Origin of the sequence: Caulobacter sp. DWR1-3-2b1, assembly GCF_049895765.1 — a bacterium.
Taxonomy (GTDB): Bacteria; Pseudomonadota; Alphaproteobacteria; order Caulobacterales; family Caulobacteraceae; genus Caulobacter.
Genome location: NZ_JAFCSZ010000001.1, coordinates 254,679 through 267,554, shown reverse-complemented (window position 1 = coordinate 267,554; position 12,876 = coordinate 254,679). Strand labels below are relative to the sequence as shown.

The 12,876-nt window shown below is 64.8% G+C and carries 17 protein-coding genes and 2 pseudogenes; 13 read left to right on the top strand and 6 right to left on the bottom strand.

What is annotated here, in order from left to right:
* Window positions 1–58: 58 nt before the first annotated feature.
* The 7 genes and pseudogenes from ACP69S_RS01390 to ACP69S_RS01360 all read left to right on the top strand — a co-directional run bounded on the left by ACP69S_RS01390 (window position 59) and on the right by ACP69S_RS01360 (window position 4,814).
* Complete coding sequence (locus ACP69S_RS01390; protein ID WP_425994124.1) at window positions 59–1,168, top strand: S-(hydroxymethyl)glutathione dehydrogenase/class III alcohol dehydrogenase; 1,110 nt, start codon at window positions 59–61, stop codon at window positions 1,166–1,168.
* Between the two features lie 18 nt (window positions 1,169–1,186).
* Window positions 1,187–1,359: pseudogene (locus ACP69S_RS01385) on the top strand (hypothetical protein).
* Window positions 1,352–2,188 carry an S-formylglutathione hydrolase gene (fghA, locus tag ACP69S_RS01380; RefSeq protein ID WP_425994122.1) on the top strand — a complete coding sequence of 279 codons (837 nt, stop codon included), beginning with the start codon at window positions 1,352–1,354 and terminating at the stop codon, window positions 2,186–2,188. The pseudogene ACP69S_RS01385 and the gene fghA overlap by 8 nt, the downstream one beginning before the upstream one ends.
* A 74-nt stretch (window positions 2,189–2,262) precedes the next feature.
* Window positions 2,263–2,637, top strand: a complete 375-nt coding sequence (locus ACP69S_RS01375) for a hypothetical protein (RefSeq protein WP_425994120.1) — start codon at window positions 2,263–2,265, stop codon at window positions 2,635–2,637.
* Window positions 2,638–2,695: 58 nt separating this feature from the next.
* Window positions 2,696–3,259 carry a GNAT family N-acetyltransferase gene (locus tag ACP69S_RS01370; RefSeq protein WP_425994118.1) on the top strand — a complete coding sequence of 188 codons (564 nt, stop codon included), beginning with the start codon at window positions 2,696–2,698 and terminating at the stop codon, window positions 3,257–3,259.
* Between the two features lie 176 nt (window positions 3,260–3,435).
* Window positions 3,436–4,053: a 30S ribosomal protein S4 gene (gene rpsD, locus ACP69S_RS01365; RefSeq protein ID WP_425994115.1), complete on the top strand. Its 618-nt coding sequence runs from the start codon at window positions 3,436–3,438 to the stop codon at window positions 4,051–4,053.
* A gap of 416 nt (window positions 4,054–4,469) precedes the next feature.
* Window positions 4,470–4,814, top strand: a complete 345-nt coding sequence (locus ACP69S_RS01360; RefSeq protein WP_425994113.1) for a zf-TFIIB domain-containing protein — start codon at window positions 4,470–4,472, stop codon at window positions 4,812–4,814.
* Window positions 4,815–4,830: 16 nt separating this feature from the next.
* Here the strand turns inward: ACP69S_RS01360 and ACP69S_RS01355 are convergent, their stop codons facing one another.
* Window positions 4,831–5,970: a serine hydrolase domain-containing protein gene (locus ACP69S_RS01355; protein WP_425994111.1), complete on the bottom strand. Its 1,140-nt coding sequence runs from the start codon at window positions 5,968–5,970 to the stop codon at window positions 4,831–4,833.
* Between the two features lie 61 nt (window positions 5,971–6,031).
* On the opposite strand from ACP69S_RS01355, the gene ACP69S_RS01350 reads away from it, so the two are divergent.
* On the top strand, window positions 6,032–6,391 hold the full coding sequence (locus ACP69S_RS01350) for a hypothetical protein (RefSeq protein ID WP_425994109.1): 360 nt from the start codon (window positions 6,032–6,034) through the stop codon (window positions 6,389–6,391).
* A 275-nt stretch (window positions 6,392–6,666) separates the two neighbouring features.
* On the opposite strand, the gene ACP69S_RS01345 is transcribed toward ACP69S_RS01350, so the two are convergent.
* The 4 genes from ACP69S_RS01345 to ACP69S_RS01330 all read right to left on the bottom strand — a co-directional run bounded on the left by ACP69S_RS01345 (window position 6,667) and on the right by ACP69S_RS01330 (window position 8,631).
* On the bottom strand, window positions 6,667–7,086 hold the full coding sequence (locus ACP69S_RS01345; RefSeq protein WP_425994108.1) for an acyl-CoA thioesterase: 420 nt from the start codon (window positions 7,084–7,086) through the stop codon (window positions 6,667–6,669).
* Entirely contained in the window at window positions 7,083–7,424 is a 342-nt protein-coding gene (grxD, locus tag ACP69S_RS01340; RefSeq protein WP_425994106.1) for a Grx4 family monothiol glutaredoxin, read from the bottom strand. Before grxD ends, ACP69S_RS01345 begins: the two co-directional genes overlap by 4 nt.
* A 63-nt stretch (window positions 7,425–7,487) precedes the next feature.
* Window positions 7,488–8,381: a hypothetical protein gene (locus ACP69S_RS01335; protein ID WP_425994104.1), complete on the bottom strand. Its 894-nt coding sequence runs from the start codon at window positions 8,379–8,381 to the stop codon at window positions 7,488–7,490.
* Window position 8,382: 1 nt separating this feature from the next.
* Window positions 8,383–8,631, bottom strand: coding sequence for a BolA/IbaG family iron-sulfur metabolism protein (locus tag ACP69S_RS01330; protein ID WP_425994103.1), 249 nt, complete (start codon window positions 8,629–8,631; stop codon window positions 8,383–8,385).
* Window positions 8,632–8,779: 148 nt separating this feature from the next.
* Here ACP69S_RS01330 and ACP69S_RS01325 point away from each other — a divergent pair, with 148 nt between their 5' ends.
* From ACP69S_RS01325 to ACP69S_RS01305, 5 genes and pseudogenes are all read left to right on the top strand, one after another.
* A complete protein-coding gene (locus ACP69S_RS01325) occupies window positions 8,780–9,715 on the top strand; it encodes a M20/M25/M40 family metallo-hydrolase (protein WP_425994302.1) in 936 nt (311 codons plus the stop codon).
* 225 nt (window positions 9,716–9,940) lie between these two features.
* The gene (locus tag ACP69S_RS01320) at window positions 9,941–10,576 is read left to right on the top strand and encodes a PAS domain S-box protein (protein WP_425994101.1); all 636 of its coding nucleotides are present in this window, start codon (window positions 9,941–9,943) and stop codon (window positions 10,574–10,576) included.
* A gap of 92 nt (window positions 10,577–10,668) precedes the next feature.
* Window positions 10,669–10,785, top strand: a pseudogene (locus tag ACP69S_RS01315) (histidine kinase dimerization/phospho-acceptor domain-containing protein); the annotation flags it as partial.
* A 100-nt stretch (window positions 10,786–10,885) separates the two neighbouring features.
* Window positions 10,886–11,776: an ATP-binding protein gene (locus ACP69S_RS01310; protein ID WP_425994099.1), complete on the top strand. Its 891-nt coding sequence runs from the start codon at window positions 10,886–10,888 to the stop codon at window positions 11,774–11,776.
* Between the two features lie 97 nt (window positions 11,777–11,873).
* Window positions 11,874–12,452, top strand: a complete 579-nt coding sequence (locus ACP69S_RS01305) for a fasciclin domain-containing protein (RefSeq protein ID WP_425994097.1) — start codon at window positions 11,874–11,876, stop codon at window positions 12,450–12,452.
* Window positions 12,453–12,513: 61 nt separating this feature from the next.
* On the opposite strand, the gene ACP69S_RS01300 is transcribed toward ACP69S_RS01305, so the two are convergent.
* Window positions 12,514–12,867, bottom strand: coding sequence for a hypothetical protein (locus tag ACP69S_RS01300; RefSeq protein ID WP_425994095.1), 354 nt, complete (start codon window positions 12,865–12,867; stop codon window positions 12,514–12,516).
* Window positions 12,868–12,876: the final 9 nt, after the last annotated feature.

Genomic DNA, 12,876 nt, shown 5'->3' with positions numbered 1-12,876 from the left:
GACCCCGGCGGCGGTCGGCGGCAGATTGGCCGCCGACTCGCCCAACAGGAAATCCACGATGAAGACCCGCGCCGCCGTCGCCTTCGAGGCCAAGAAGCCGCTCGAGATCGTTGAGGTCGACCTGGAAGGTCCCCGCGCCGGCGAGGTGCTGATCGAGATCAAGGCTACCGGCGTCTGCCACACCGACGCCTATACGCTGGACGGTCTGGACAGCGAGGGCCTGTTCCCCTCGATCCTGGGCCACGAGGGAGCGGGCGTGGTGGTCGAGGTCGGCGCTGGCGTCACCAGCCTGGCGGTCGGCGATCACGTGATCCCGCTCTACACGCCCGAATGTCGCCAGTGCAAAAGCTGCCTGAGCGGCAAGACCAACCTCTGCACGGCCATCCGCGCCACCCAGGGCAAGGGGCTGATGCCCGATGGCACCAGCCGCTTTTCCTACAAGGGCCAGACCATCCATCACTATATGGGCTGCTCGACCTTCTCGAACTACACGGTCCTGCCCGAGATCGCGGTGGCCCGGATCCGCAAGGACGCACCCTTCAAGTCGGCCTGTTATTGCGGCTGCGGCGTCACCACGGGTGTCGGGGCGGTGGTCCACACCGCCAAGGTCGAGCCCGGCGCCAACGCTGTGGTGTTCGGCCTGGGCGGCATTGGCCTGAATGTGCTGCAGGGCCTCAAGCTGGTCGGCGCCAACATGATCATCGGCGTCGATATCAACCCGGATCGCGAAGCCTGGGGCCGTCAGTTCGGCATGACCCACTTCGTCAATCCCAAGACCATCGACGGCGACGTGGTGGCCCATCTGGTGGCCATGACCGACGGCGGCGCCGACTACACCTTCGACGCCACGGGCAATACCACTGTGATGCGCCAGGCGCTGGAAGCCTGCCATCGCGGCTGGGGCGAGAGCATCATCATCGGCGTGGCCGAGGCCGGCAAGGAGATCGCCACGCGGCCGTTCCAGCTGGTCACCGGCCGGGTCTGGAAGGGCACGGCCTTCGGCGGCGCGCGCGGCCGCACCGACACGCCCAAGATCGTCGACTGGTACATGGACGGCAAGATCCAGATCGACCCGATGATCACCCACGTGCTGCCGCTGGAACGCATCAACGAGGCGTTTGATTTGATGCACGCGGGGACGAGCATCCGGACGGTCATCGAGTTCTAGGATTTCTGCCTTCTCCCCTTGCGGGAGAAGGTGTCGCCGCAGGCGACGGATGAGGGGTTGCGCGGAACGTTTTGAGAGACCCCTCATCCGACCTGCGGAGTTTATCTTCGGGCGCGCGCTTAGCGCGACCCGGGGGCAGGCCACCTTCTCCCGCAAGGGGAGAAGGATCGTTTGAGCAGGTCGATGTCTGAAGTTGAAGTTCTGAACACCCACCGCCTGCACGGCGGAACCCTGCGTTACTGCAAGCACGACAGCGCCAGCACCGGCACGCCGATGAAGTTCACGGTGTGGACGCCGGATGGAGAGGGGCCGTTTCCGTATCTCGTCTGGCTGTCGGGCCTGACCTGCACGGAAGACAATTTCACCACCAAGTCAGGCGTCTACGAGCACGCCGCCAGGCACGGCCTCGCCATCGTCGCGCCCGACACCTCGCCGCGCGGCGAAGGTGTGGCCGACGATCCGGCCTACGACCTGGGGCAGGGGGCTGGCTTCTATCTCGACGCCACCCAGGCTCCGTGGGCGCCGCACTTCCAGATGTACTCGTATGTGACCAGGGATCTTTTGGAGGCCGTGGATGGCGCCTTCCCGCTGGACCCTGCCCGACGCGGGGTGTTCGGCCACTCGATGGGCGGCCACGGCGCCCTGACCCTGGCTTTGCGCAATCCCGACCTTTTCAAGTCGGTCAGCGCCTTCTCGCCCATCGTGTCGCCGCTGAACTGCCCGTGGGGGGACAAGGCGATGACCGCCTATCTCGGCCCCGACCGCGCCGCCTGGCGGCCCCACGACGCCTGCGCGCTGATCGAAGACGGGGCGGGCTCGAGTTTCGACGACATCCTGATCGACCAGGGCCTGGCCGACAATTTCCTGGAAAGCCAGCTCAAGCCCGAACTGATCGAGGCCGCCGCCGCCAAGGCCGGCCGCAAGGTGACGGTGCGGCGGCAGGAGGGCTACGACCACAGCTACTTCTTCATCTCGACGTTTATCGGGGATCACCTGGCGCGGCACGCCGCCCGGTTGTGAACTTTCGGTAATTCATCCTCGGTTCAGGCGGCCAAGCTTCCTCTCACGGTCAAGCTAGAATTAGAGGGGACCTCATGAAATCCGTATCATTCGCCGCCGTCATCGCCTTGGCGCTGATCACCTCGGCCTGCGTGATCATCGACGCCGATGATCACGCCGACACCTCAGTCAATATCACCAAGACGGATCTGGAGCCGATCCAGGGCGCGACCATCGACAAGGGCGATCTGGTGATCCGGGTGTCGTCCAACGGCTGCACCAACGCCGCCGACTTCGCGGTCGACAGCACCCGCCGCGACGGCAATGCCAGCTTCGCCTTCACCCGCAAGCGCCCCGACCTGTGCCGGGCCCTGATCGCCGAGGGCGTCGACCTGCGCTTCCCGCTGGACGCCTATGGCGTGGATCGCGGCGCCAGGGTGCGGGTGCGGAACCCGCTCGTGCGTCCGTAAGGTTGCGTGGGGCCTCCGTCGCGGTCAGTCTCGACCAGACGGAGGCTCCATGATGCATTTGAACACCCCCGGCGAAACCTATCTCGCAGCCGGAGACGGGGTCGCGATTCGTCGTCTCGAAGCGCGCGATCTGGAGCAGGTCAGCAGATTTGCTTTCACGGTCTCCATCACCGAGCCGCTGACGGACTTGGGCCGGCTCTCGGATGTTTATGCGACCACGGGGCTCTGGACGCCGGAATCGGGCGCGGTGGGGATCATCGATCTGGCGACGGACAGGTTGGTCGGGACATCCCAGTTCTATCGCTCCGCGCCTTGTATCCACGGTCTTGAGCTGGGCTACATCCTTCATGATCGCGTCGATCGAGGACGAGGTCTGGCGGGCAGGGCGGTTCGAATTTTCTCGGACCTGCTGTTTGCCGAGAGGCCCAGTTTCCATCGCCAACAACTGATCATTGAGGTCTGGAACACCGCGTCCTGGCGGCTGGCCGAACGTTGCGGTTTCATGCGCGAAGGCATGCTGCGCAGCTGCGGATTTGGCGTGGACGATCCGTCCGATGGTTTCATCTATTCGCGGACACGCAAGGATTGGCGCGAAGAGCTGCATTCCAAGGTCGGCGGCTAACAATTCCCGAGGCCGCAAGCGTTGACTCCCCGCCGCCCCTCCGTCATAAACCGCGCCTTCCCGCCGCCGGCTCGCCGTGTGGCGTGGAATCACATGACGGACTGATGCGACGCCGCCGTTGAGATCGCGCCTCTACTAATTGAGGCGCCGGCCCGGATCGAACTGAAGAGCTACACATGTCCAAGCGCCATAGCGCCAAGTACAAGATCGATCGCCGTATGGGCGAAAACCTCTGGGGCCGGCCCAAGTCGCCGGTCAACCAGCGGTCCTACGGCCCCGGCCAGCACGGCCAGCGCCGCAAGCAAAAGGTTTCCGACTTCGGTCTGCAGCTGCGCGCCAAGCAAAAGCTGAAGGGCTACTACGGCAACCTGACCGAGAAGCAGTTCTCGCGCACCTACGAAGAAGCCGCCCGCCGCAAGGGCAACACCGCCGAAAACCTGATCTCGCTGCTCGAGTCGCGCCTGGACGCCATCGTCTATCGCGCCAAGTTCGTGCCTACCGTTTTCGCCGCCCGCCAGTTCGTGAACCACGGCCACGTGACCGTGAACGGCAAGCGCGTCAACATCGCCTCTTACCGCTGCAAGGCCGGCGACGTCATCGCCGTCCGTGAGCGCTCGCGCAACATGGCCCTGGTGCTGGAAGCCGTCGTCTCGGCCGAACGCGACTTCGCCGAATACATCACCGTCGACGTCAAGGGTCTGTCGGCCACCTTCGTGCGCGCTCCGGAACTGTCGGAAGTGCCGTATCCGGTGAAGATGGAACCCAACTTGGTTATCGAATTCTACGCTTCGTAAGAAGCCTCGACCTCGAAGAGATACGTCAAAGGCCCCGGAGCGATCCGGGGCCTTTTTCGTTAGCGGCGGACGCCGGACGCCCCCTCCGTCACATCGCCTATCGGCGCCGCGCCACCTCCCCGTTTCACGGGGCAGGAGAAGAACAGCTGAACCCTCCTGCCCCGTGAAACGGGGGAGGTGGCGCGCTGCGAATACGCAGCGTGACGGAGGGGGCGTTCTGCATTGGCCCCCTTGAACTCTCGTCCGGCCCTCCCCATCTACAATGAGCGGGCCGGGCCCCTCTGACGAATGAATGCAAGCATTCGTGATGTCGGACCGCATCGGGTGTTCTCGATGTCTGGGTCCGGTTGTCCCTCCCCCTAGGTCCGGGTCCAGCGTCGAGAACACCCATCCAGTCTGGATGGGGAAAACGCGATATGCCGCTACTGTTGTGCCCCAACTGCGATGGTTCGATGCAGGCCGTGAACCGCGCCGACGTCGAGTTCGACATGTGCCCCAAGTGCCGGGGCGTGTGGCTGGATCGTGGCGAGCTTGAAAAGCTGATGGCTCTGAAGCGCGAGGAGGCCGCTGGCCAGGCCGCCGCGCCCCCGCCGCGCGCGCAGACCCAGTATCAGGCTCCGCCGCAACAGCACTATGCGCCGCCGGCCCAGCGCTATGACGAGCCGCGGCGCTATAGGGATGATGACGACGACCGTCACCGCCATGGCCAGCACGGCCACCACAAGAAGAAGCGCTTCGACCTGTTCGACATCTTCGACTGACGAAAGAGCGCCGGAGTTAGGGCGCTTTGACGGGTCGCACCGGATTGTATTCCCAACCCCACGGTACGCCGATTTCACCAAGAGCCGCCTTGACCAGAGGCGGGAAGATCCGCGCCCCGACCCCGCTGTTGGTCAGTAGCACCACGCAGCGCTGACCCCTCTCGACACAGACCATCTGGTTGTCGGTGATGTCGTTGTGGCCGCCCTTGTAGAAGGCGTGGCCCTGTGGTCCATCGAAGACAACGACGCCCAGGCCCGCCGCCAGGCCGATCTTCGCGTTGCCCGGATTGTCGCGGATCAGGAACGGCGGAAACTGGTTCTGGCTGACGATCGGAAAGCTGGGCTTGCTCAGCTCGGCCCGCGCCTTGGCCGACAGTCCCTTGCCGGACACCATGGCGGCGGCGAGCCGGCCAAGATCGCTGATCGTGCTGTCCAGCGAGCCGGCGGCCTTCACACTGCCCCGGTCGTCATGAGCCTCCCACCTGCCGTCGGCGTGATAGCCGTCGGCCAGATTCTCCTTGAAGTCGTCGCGCCAGATCATGCTGGAGCGGGTCATGCCCAAGGGGCCGAAGACCCGCCGGTTCATCTCGTCGCCGACCTTGAGGCCCAGCCCCTCGTCGATGACGAACTGCATCAGATTGATGCCTTCGCCTGAATAGGCGTAGCGGGCGCCTGGCTCCAGATTGAAGCGCAACCTGTTCTGCGGATCGTAGAATCGCTGGTCGGCCAGACCCGAGGTGTGAGTCAGCAGCATGCGGGACGTGATCGCCTCCCAGCGCGGATCGCCGGCTAGATCAGCGTAGCGGGGATAGTCGGGCAGGGGCCTTGGCAGATAGGCCCTGATCGGCGTGTCCAGGTCGATCCGGCCCTCATCGACCAGCATCAGCACGTAATAGGCGAAGGCCGATTTGGTGATCGAGGCGGTGTACATGATCGTGTCGGGGGTCAGGGGCAGCTGCTTTTCGACATTGCGGAAGCCCCGGGCGCTGACATGGACCACCTTGCCGTTCTCGATCACGGCAATGGCCAGGCCGGGGATCTTGCCGACCTTCATCAGCCGCGCCGCCTCGACGTCGAGCGCCTTGTAGCCCGGGGCGGCTAGGGCGGACGTCACGATCATAAGGGTCGCCGCTAAGCCAAGAATGCCGTTGCGCATGAGCCGTCTCTCCCCAAGAGTCCCAGCTAGAGCCGATTTCCGAGAACCCGTACAGCCGCCGATGCAGCCGTCCCGTCGATCCCTGCTGGTCTGTGGCGCTTCCTTGTTGGCGGCTGGCTGCGCAACACGGCCCAGCCTTGTCGCGGCCAGCAGGACCTGGCCGGAACTGGAGCCGGTCGGGGTCACCGCTGGCCGTGAAGGCCTGACGGTGCGCGTGGCGTCACGAGGTTGCGCCGCCAAGGCCGATTTCGTGTTCCATGTCGATCGGGCGCAGCGGGATGTTGTCATCGCGTTCGCGCGCCGTCGGATCGAGACTTGCCGGTCCGGGCAGGCAGGAGGGGTCGATCTGGTGTTCGGCTATGACGAGCTGGGGCTGAAGCGCGGCGAGCGCTTCACGATCGCCAATCCGCCTTCCCGTTGACCAAGCTTGGGGCCTGGTCGCATCCTTGGGCCAGGTTCAAGGCGATCGCGCGAAAGCTCCAGGCCCTCCGCAACGACATCGTGCGGGAGTTCGGAGGCCTGGAAAATCCGCTGCACCAGTTGCGGCCGCCAAAGGTCACTGCCGTCGGTCGGAGGCTTGCGCTACGGCGCGTTTGGCGAAAAGCGCGTGCTGGGCCACTGCTCCTGGTGCAACTGCTTTCGCATCTTGAAGATTTACAAGCCGGTGGACGAACAGCCCATACCGCCGAGAGGCCCCTAAGCCTTCGCCGAGAAACGTTCGACCATCCAGTCCATCACTCGGGCGGGGCGTCTGGCGGCGATGTCGATCAGCACCCAGTCGGTACGGCACTGGGCGCACATCTCGCCATCGGGGCCGTCGATGCGGACATAGCGCTCGAAGCGCGGACCTTTCAGCTCGCCGACCCAGGTATAGCCGGTGGCGATCTCGCCTCGGCGCAGTTCGCGGCGATAGTCGATCTCGTGCCGGCGAGCTACCCAGCTCCAGCCGGCCCGCTCCTCGGGCGTGGCCCAGGCTTGCCAGTGCGCGATAGCCAGGTCCTGGGCCCAGGCCAGATAGACTACGTTGTTGACGTGCTCGTTGGCGTCGATATCCGACGCCTTGGGCGTGAAGGTCATCGAGAAGGCGTTGGCCGCCGGGACGAAGACCTTGCTCAAGCGGCGATCAGGCCCTGTTCGGTCAGGAGGGTCTTCAGTTCGCCCGACTGGAACATCTCGCGGACGATGTCGCTACCGCCGATGAACTCACCCTTCACATAGAGCTGGGGAATGGTCGGCCAGTCGGTGAAGGCCTTGACGCCCTGGCGCAGCTCGTCGTCCTGCAGCACGTCGACGCCGATGAACTCGACGCCCAGATGGTCGAGGATCTGCACGGAAACCGCCGAGAAGCCGCAGCGCGGCTGGTCGGGAACGCCCTTCATGAACAGCACCACGGCGTTATCGGCCACGGTCTTGGTGATGAAGTCGAGGGCGGGGGAGGAGGCGGCGTCAGTCATGGCGGGGCAGGTCCTTGCAAGTCCCTTCAGCTAGGCGCCGCACGGGTCCGGGTCAAGTGCGGCTCAGTGTCGGCCGTCGGCCCGTTCGCGTTCCTGGGCCGAAAAGCGCGCCATCTCGATCTGGGCGCAGACGCCATTGGGCAGATCGCGCTCGACCACGGCGGCCAGGCGCTCGACCTCGGCCTTGGTGTCGGCGGTGATCCGCACCGTCGATAGCGAGGGCTCGGTCAGGGCGTAGCCCAGGCAGATATCCTCGGCGCTCCAGCCTTGCGTGCCGGTCAGAAACTCGTAGCCGCCGACATCGGCCAACGGATCGTTGCGTCGACGCCAGAGCGAGGGCTTCTGGAACGCCGGCTTGCTGTTTGTGTCGCGCAGGGCCTGGGGCCAGAAGTCTTCGCCGATCACTGCCAGGTCCTTGACGATGGCCGCGCGGACGCGATTGCGCTCGGCCCAACCCGACGACAGGTTGAAAGGCGAAGACAAGGCGGTGACCAGGCCGGAGTTCAACAGGCTGGGATGCACCTCGCCCCGGCTCGCGACACCCAGGCCCCGGACGACCCGTCGCTCGTGCAGCGCGCGAAGCGCCGTGCTGGCGGATGGCGTCAGCTCCGGACCCAGCGGATCGTTCAGCAGCACCAGGTCCAGATAGTCCAGCCCGAGCTCGTCGAAGGCCGACGCCGTCATGGTGTCGACGACATCTCGCGTGAGTTGCTCGGCCTCGTCGCGCACCTGCCAGGTCAGGAACAGCAGGTGGCGCTCGATCGAGGCGAAGGCTTCGGCCGCGCCCTGCAACAGGGCCGGGGAGACGCCGTCGATCTGGAAGCTGTTGATGCCATTCTCGATGGCCGTGAAGATCAGGGCCCGCCATTCGTTGGCGCGCAGGCGTGACTGGTCGGACAGGCGAAGGGTGATCGCCGAAACCGTCATGCCTGAGGCGCCGAAGGGGCGGTAGCGCACGCTAGTCGGCCGAGCCCGAGGGAGGGGCCGCGGTTTCCAGCGCCAGGGCGTGCAGAGTCCCACCCAGCACGTCGGCCAGCGCGCGGTTGACCAGCTGGTGCTGCTTGACCCGGTTCAGGCCACGGAACGCCGGCGAGACGATGCGGGCCTTGTAGTGGTCGCCGTCGCCGGCCAAATCGGTCAGCACGATCTCGGCGTCGGGAAAGGCGGCGTGCAAGCGGCCTTCGAGGTCGGCGGGAGACATGGGCACGGGAGGAAAGCTCCGATTCTGGAACGGGTTGTATGGCCCGAATTCTTAAGAACGGGCGCACGCGGTCAAGACAGGGAGTCTTTTGCCACAGGCATGGTTAAGTGGATTTAACTCCCTCTGGAAGTCGCCTGCGGGCAATATGGTCGATATGATTCAGCTTCTTGCGCCGCGCCTTCGCCTTCTTGCCCTGGTGTTCGCCCTGGGAGCCGCGACTTGCGCCTGCTCAGCCACACCGGGCGCCAAGGCGCTGGACGACGTCCGCATCCTGTCGGACGACGCCCTGCAGGGCCGCGCGCCCGGCACGCCGGGATCGGCCATGGCGCGCGCCCATATTCTCAAGCGCTTTGGCGAAATCGGCCTCTCTCCCATCGGGACAAGCTTCGAGCGGCCGTTCAGCTACGCCAGGCGTGACGGAACCAAGGTCGACGCCATCAATCTGGTGGCCCGCATTGCTGGAACCAAGCCTGGCGGCAAGGCCATGGTGGTCTCGGCCCACTACGATCATCTGGGTGTCCGGGGCGGCGAGATCTTCAACGGCGCCGACGACAACGCCTCGGGCGTGGCGGGTCTGCTGGCTGTGGCCGAAGCGTTCAAGGCTCAGCCGCCCAGACACGATGTGATCCTCGCGGTGCTAGACGCCGAAGAGGGCGGCCTGCGCGGCGCCCACGCCTTCGTCGCCGATCCGCCCGTGCCGCTGCCCCGCATCGCCCTGAACATCAATTTCGACATGCTGAGCAAGAACCCCAGGAACGAGCTCTATGTCAGCGGCGCTTCGCCGTTCCCGACCCTGAAGCCGATCCTGGACAAGGTGGCGGCGACCGCACCCGTCACACTAAAGCTGGGTCACGACACCGACGCCGACGGCAAGCAGAACAACTGGACCAACCAGTCGGACCACTACGCCTTCGCCGCCAAGGGTGTGCCCTGGGTCTATTTCGGGGTCGAAGACCATCCCGACTATCACAAGAGCACCGACGACTTCGCCACCATCCCGCAGGATTTCTTCAAGCGCTCGGTCGCGACGGTGGTCGCCGCAAGTCTGGCGTTGGAGCGTGACCTGGACACCATTCAGCCGCCGCACTGACCCTGCCAGCGCGACCTTTTGCCACCCCTGATAACATACCGGATCATCTGATCTTAAGCCCCAGCCCGCAAGCTGGGGCATTTTCCGATAAGTGTGAAACAGTTATCGGATCGAAAAATGCTCTAAACTTCTGATTTAGAGCCCTTTTCGCCCGACCCTGATGAAGCCATCAGGTCGGAAAGGGCTCTAGAGTTTGGAAGAGGATGCGCAGCGATCGACCGGGTGATGCTGCGCGACACGATTATCAGAACGGCCAGGATAACCGCGCTGGTCGTCGGCGCCGCCATGGTGATGGACTATATCGTCAATATTCTGATCCTCGATGATCCCGCCGCCTATTCGCCGCTGGCGACCTTCCTTATCGCCGTCGTCATCGCCGCTCCGTTGGCCTACTCGCTCAATAGCCAGAAGCAGGGCCTGCTTCAGCTACAGGCCGACCTGTCGCGTAGCCTGGAAGCCAAGCAGGTGGCGATTGTGGAGGCCGAGAGCCGCCGCGCAGAGGCTGAGGACGCCCTGGCCCGCCTGCGGGAAAGCGACCGGCTCTACCGGCTGCTGGCCGACAACCTGACCGACAACGTCAATCTGTGGTCCCGCTCGGGCGAGCGCCTCTACATGTCGCCATCGATCGTGAAGCTGACCGGCTTCACGATCGGGGAATATATGGATCTGCCGGCCAACGCCAATGTCAGCCCCGAGGACTACCAGCGGATCGTCTCCGTTGTCCGGGCCCTGGTTCCGGGCGGCGAGCCGGGCGTGGTCGAGTACGAGAGCGCCACAAGGACGGCTCGGTCATCTGGGTCGAAAGCACCTATTGACGGCTGGCGGACGAGGACGGTGAGTTGCTTGCCACCTCGCGGCTGATCACAGAGCGCAAGCGACTTCAGTTGGAACTAACCCATGCCCTGGAACTGGCCCAGGCCGCCGTCGCCGCCAAGTCCGACTTCCTGGCCAACATGACCCATGAGTTGCGCACGCCGCTCAACGCCATCATCGGCTTTGCGGGCGTGCTGCGCGGCTCGCACACCTTGTCCGGACGCGACGCACGGCACGTCGGCCTGATCCAGGACGCGAGCAACACCCTGCTCAACGTCGTCAACGATGTGCTCGACTTCTCCCGGCTTGAGGCCGGCGGGGTCGAGCTCGACCCCGCAACCGTTCGATCCGCGAGCCATGGTCGCCTCCTGCGCCGCGCTGATCGAGGACCAGGCCCGCACCAAAGGACTGACTCTGGACGTTGTGGCGCCAGACGATCTGCGGGCCATGCAAGCCGACGCGCCGCGCCTGATCCGGGTGCTGCTCAACTTCCTGTCAAACGCCGTGAAGTTCACCAACAACGGCTATGTCACGGTAACCGTCGAGCAAACCTTGGAGGGCGAGGATGGCCTTTTGCATATTGAGGTGCGCGACACCGGAATCGGTATCGCCGATCATCAGCTGAACGGTGTCTTCGACCGCTTCTCGCAGGCCGATGCTGCTGTATCCCGACGATTTGGTGGCACCGGTCTGGGGCTGGCCATCTCGCGTCGGATCATCGAGCAGATGGGCGGGGAAATCGGCGTCGACAGCCGCGACGGCGAAGGCTCGCGCTTCTGGTTCGAGATCCGCGCGCCGCTTTGCGAGCTGGTTCCCGAGCCCCCGGCGGATGAAACGGCGATCCCCGATCCGGGTCGGGCGGTGTGCCTGCTGCTGGTCGAAGACAACGCCGTCAATCGCGAACTGGTTCGCACCATGCTCGAGCCGTTCGGCATCAGCGGCGAGACGGCCAATGACGGCGCCGCCGGCGTCGAGGCGGTGCGTCAGGGCCGCTACGATCTGGTGCTGATGGATATCCAGATGCCCGGCATGGACGGCCTGACCGCCACACGCCGCATCCGCGCCATGACCGATTTTGCCGGCTCACGCACACCCATCGTGGCCATGACTGCCAATGTGTTGCCAGAGCAGATCGCCAACTGTCTGGCCGCCGGGATGGACGATCATTTGGGCAAGCCGATCAATCCGCCCCGCCTGCTTGAGACGGTGGCGCGCTGGTCGGGGCAGACCCACGCCCACGTCGGATAATCGACGACAATCCCGCACAGCACGCATCCGGGTTCGAGCGACGCTCGTAGCTGCGAAAGTCCCAGCAATGGACCAGCAAATCCCCGGAGACGACCCTATGAAGAAGTCCATGATGCTCGCCGCAGCTGGCGTGCTTTCAATCTCGTTCACCGGCGCAGCCCTGGCGAAGGTGGAACATCATGCCATGGGCCACGGCAAGACCGTGATGGTGGGCGGCGCGGCGATGTATCCGTCGAAGACTATTGTCGAGAATGCGGTTAACTCGAAGGACCACACCACGCTGGTCGCCGCGGTGAAAGCCGCTGGCCTGGTCGAGACGCTGTCAGGTGCGGGACCGTTCACGGTGTTCGCGCCGACCAATGCCGCCTTCGCCAAGCTGCCGGCCGGTACGGTCGAGACCCTGGTCAAGCCGGAAAGCAAGGCCACCCTGACCACCATCCTGACCTACCATGTCGTGGCGGGACGTATGACGGCCGCCGACATCGAAGCCAAGGCCAAGGCCGGCGGTGGCAAGGCCGTTCTGACCACGGTTCAAGGCGAGCCGATCACCGTGGCCAATGGCGCTCATGGCTGGACGATCACGGACGCCAAGGGCGGCATGTCTCACATCACCATCGCCGATGTGATGCAGTCCAACGGCGTGATCCATGTGATCGACACCGTACTGATGCCCTGAAACGTTGACGCCGGCCGGAGCGATCCGGCCGGCGTCATTCGTTCGAATTGAAGGCAGGTGATCAGTCGATGCAGATCGCGCCGGTCGTCTGGCCATTCTCGACGCGCGCGAAGCAACCAAACTGCACGTTGGTCTTCTGACACTGGCCGGTCACCGACGCCTGCGGCTCCAGATTGCCTTCGAGAATGCACGCGCCCTTGCACTGGGCCTTGTCGGTGCAGGCCTTTCCGGCGTCGGCATAGGGGATGGCGCAGGTCGGCAGCTGCAGCCTGCCGGCTTTCTGGATAACTCCGCCGCGCGCTGCGCAGGACGCCTCCGTGACCGGCGCTGTCGGCGTCGGCGCCATCGCGGCCGGCGCGCAGGCCGTGAAGAGTGACAGGGCCAGGGCGGCCGACGCCAGGAGCGAGATTTTCATGTCGGTTTT

Bases quoted from the DNA above. Each gene is read 5' to 3' on its own strand.
- ACP69S_RS01375 (WP_425994120.1), top strand. From the start codon at position 2,263: ATGAAATCCGTATCATTCGCCGCCGTCATCGCCTTGGCGCTGATCACC.
- ACP69S_RS01350 (WP_425994109.1), top strand. From the start codon at position 6,032: ATGCAGCCGTCCCGTCGATCCCTGCTGGTCTGTGGCGCTTCCTTGTTG.
- ACP69S_RS01390 (WP_425994124.1), top strand. From the start codon at position 59: ATGAAGACCCGCGCCGCCGTCGCCTTCGAGGCCAAGAAGCCGCTCGAG.
- ACP69S_RS01300 (WP_425994095.1), bottom strand. From the start codon at position 12,867: ATGAAAATCTCGCTCCTGGCGTCGGCCGCCCTGGCCCTGTCACTCTTC.
- ACP69S_RS01360 (WP_425994113.1), top strand. From the start codon at position 4,470: ATGCCGCTACTGTTGTGCCCCAACTGCGATGGTTCGATGCAGGCCGTG.
- ACP69S_RS01310 (WP_425994099.1), top strand. From the start codon at position 10,886: ATGGTCGCCTCCTGCGCCGCGCTGATCGAGGACCAGGCCCGCACCAAA.
- rpsD (WP_425994115.1), top strand. From the start codon at position 3,436: ATGTCCAAGCGCCATAGCGCCAAGTACAAGATCGATCGCCGTATGGGC.
- fghA (WP_425994122.1), top strand. From the start codon at position 1,352: ATGTCTGAAGTTGAAGTTCTGAACACCCACCGCCTGCACGGCGGAACC.
- ACP69S_RS01325 (WP_425994302.1), top strand. From the start codon at position 8,780: ATGATTCAGCTTCTTGCGCCGCGCCTTCGCCTTCTTGCCCTGGTGTTC.
- ACP69S_RS01320 (WP_425994101.1), top strand. From the start codon at position 9,941: ATGCTGCGCGACACGATTATCAGAACGGCCAGGATAACCGCGCTGGTC.
- ACP69S_RS01355 (WP_425994111.1), bottom strand. From the start codon at position 5,970: ATGCGCAACGGCATTCTTGGCTTAGCGGCGACCCTTATGATCGTGACG.
- ACP69S_RS01305 (WP_425994097.1), top strand. From the start codon at position 11,874: ATGAAGAAGTCCATGATGCTCGCCGCAGCTGGCGTGCTTTCAATCTCG.
- grxD (WP_425994106.1), bottom strand. From the start codon at position 7,424: ATGACTGACGCCGCCTCCTCCCCCGCCCTCGACTTCATCACCAAGACC.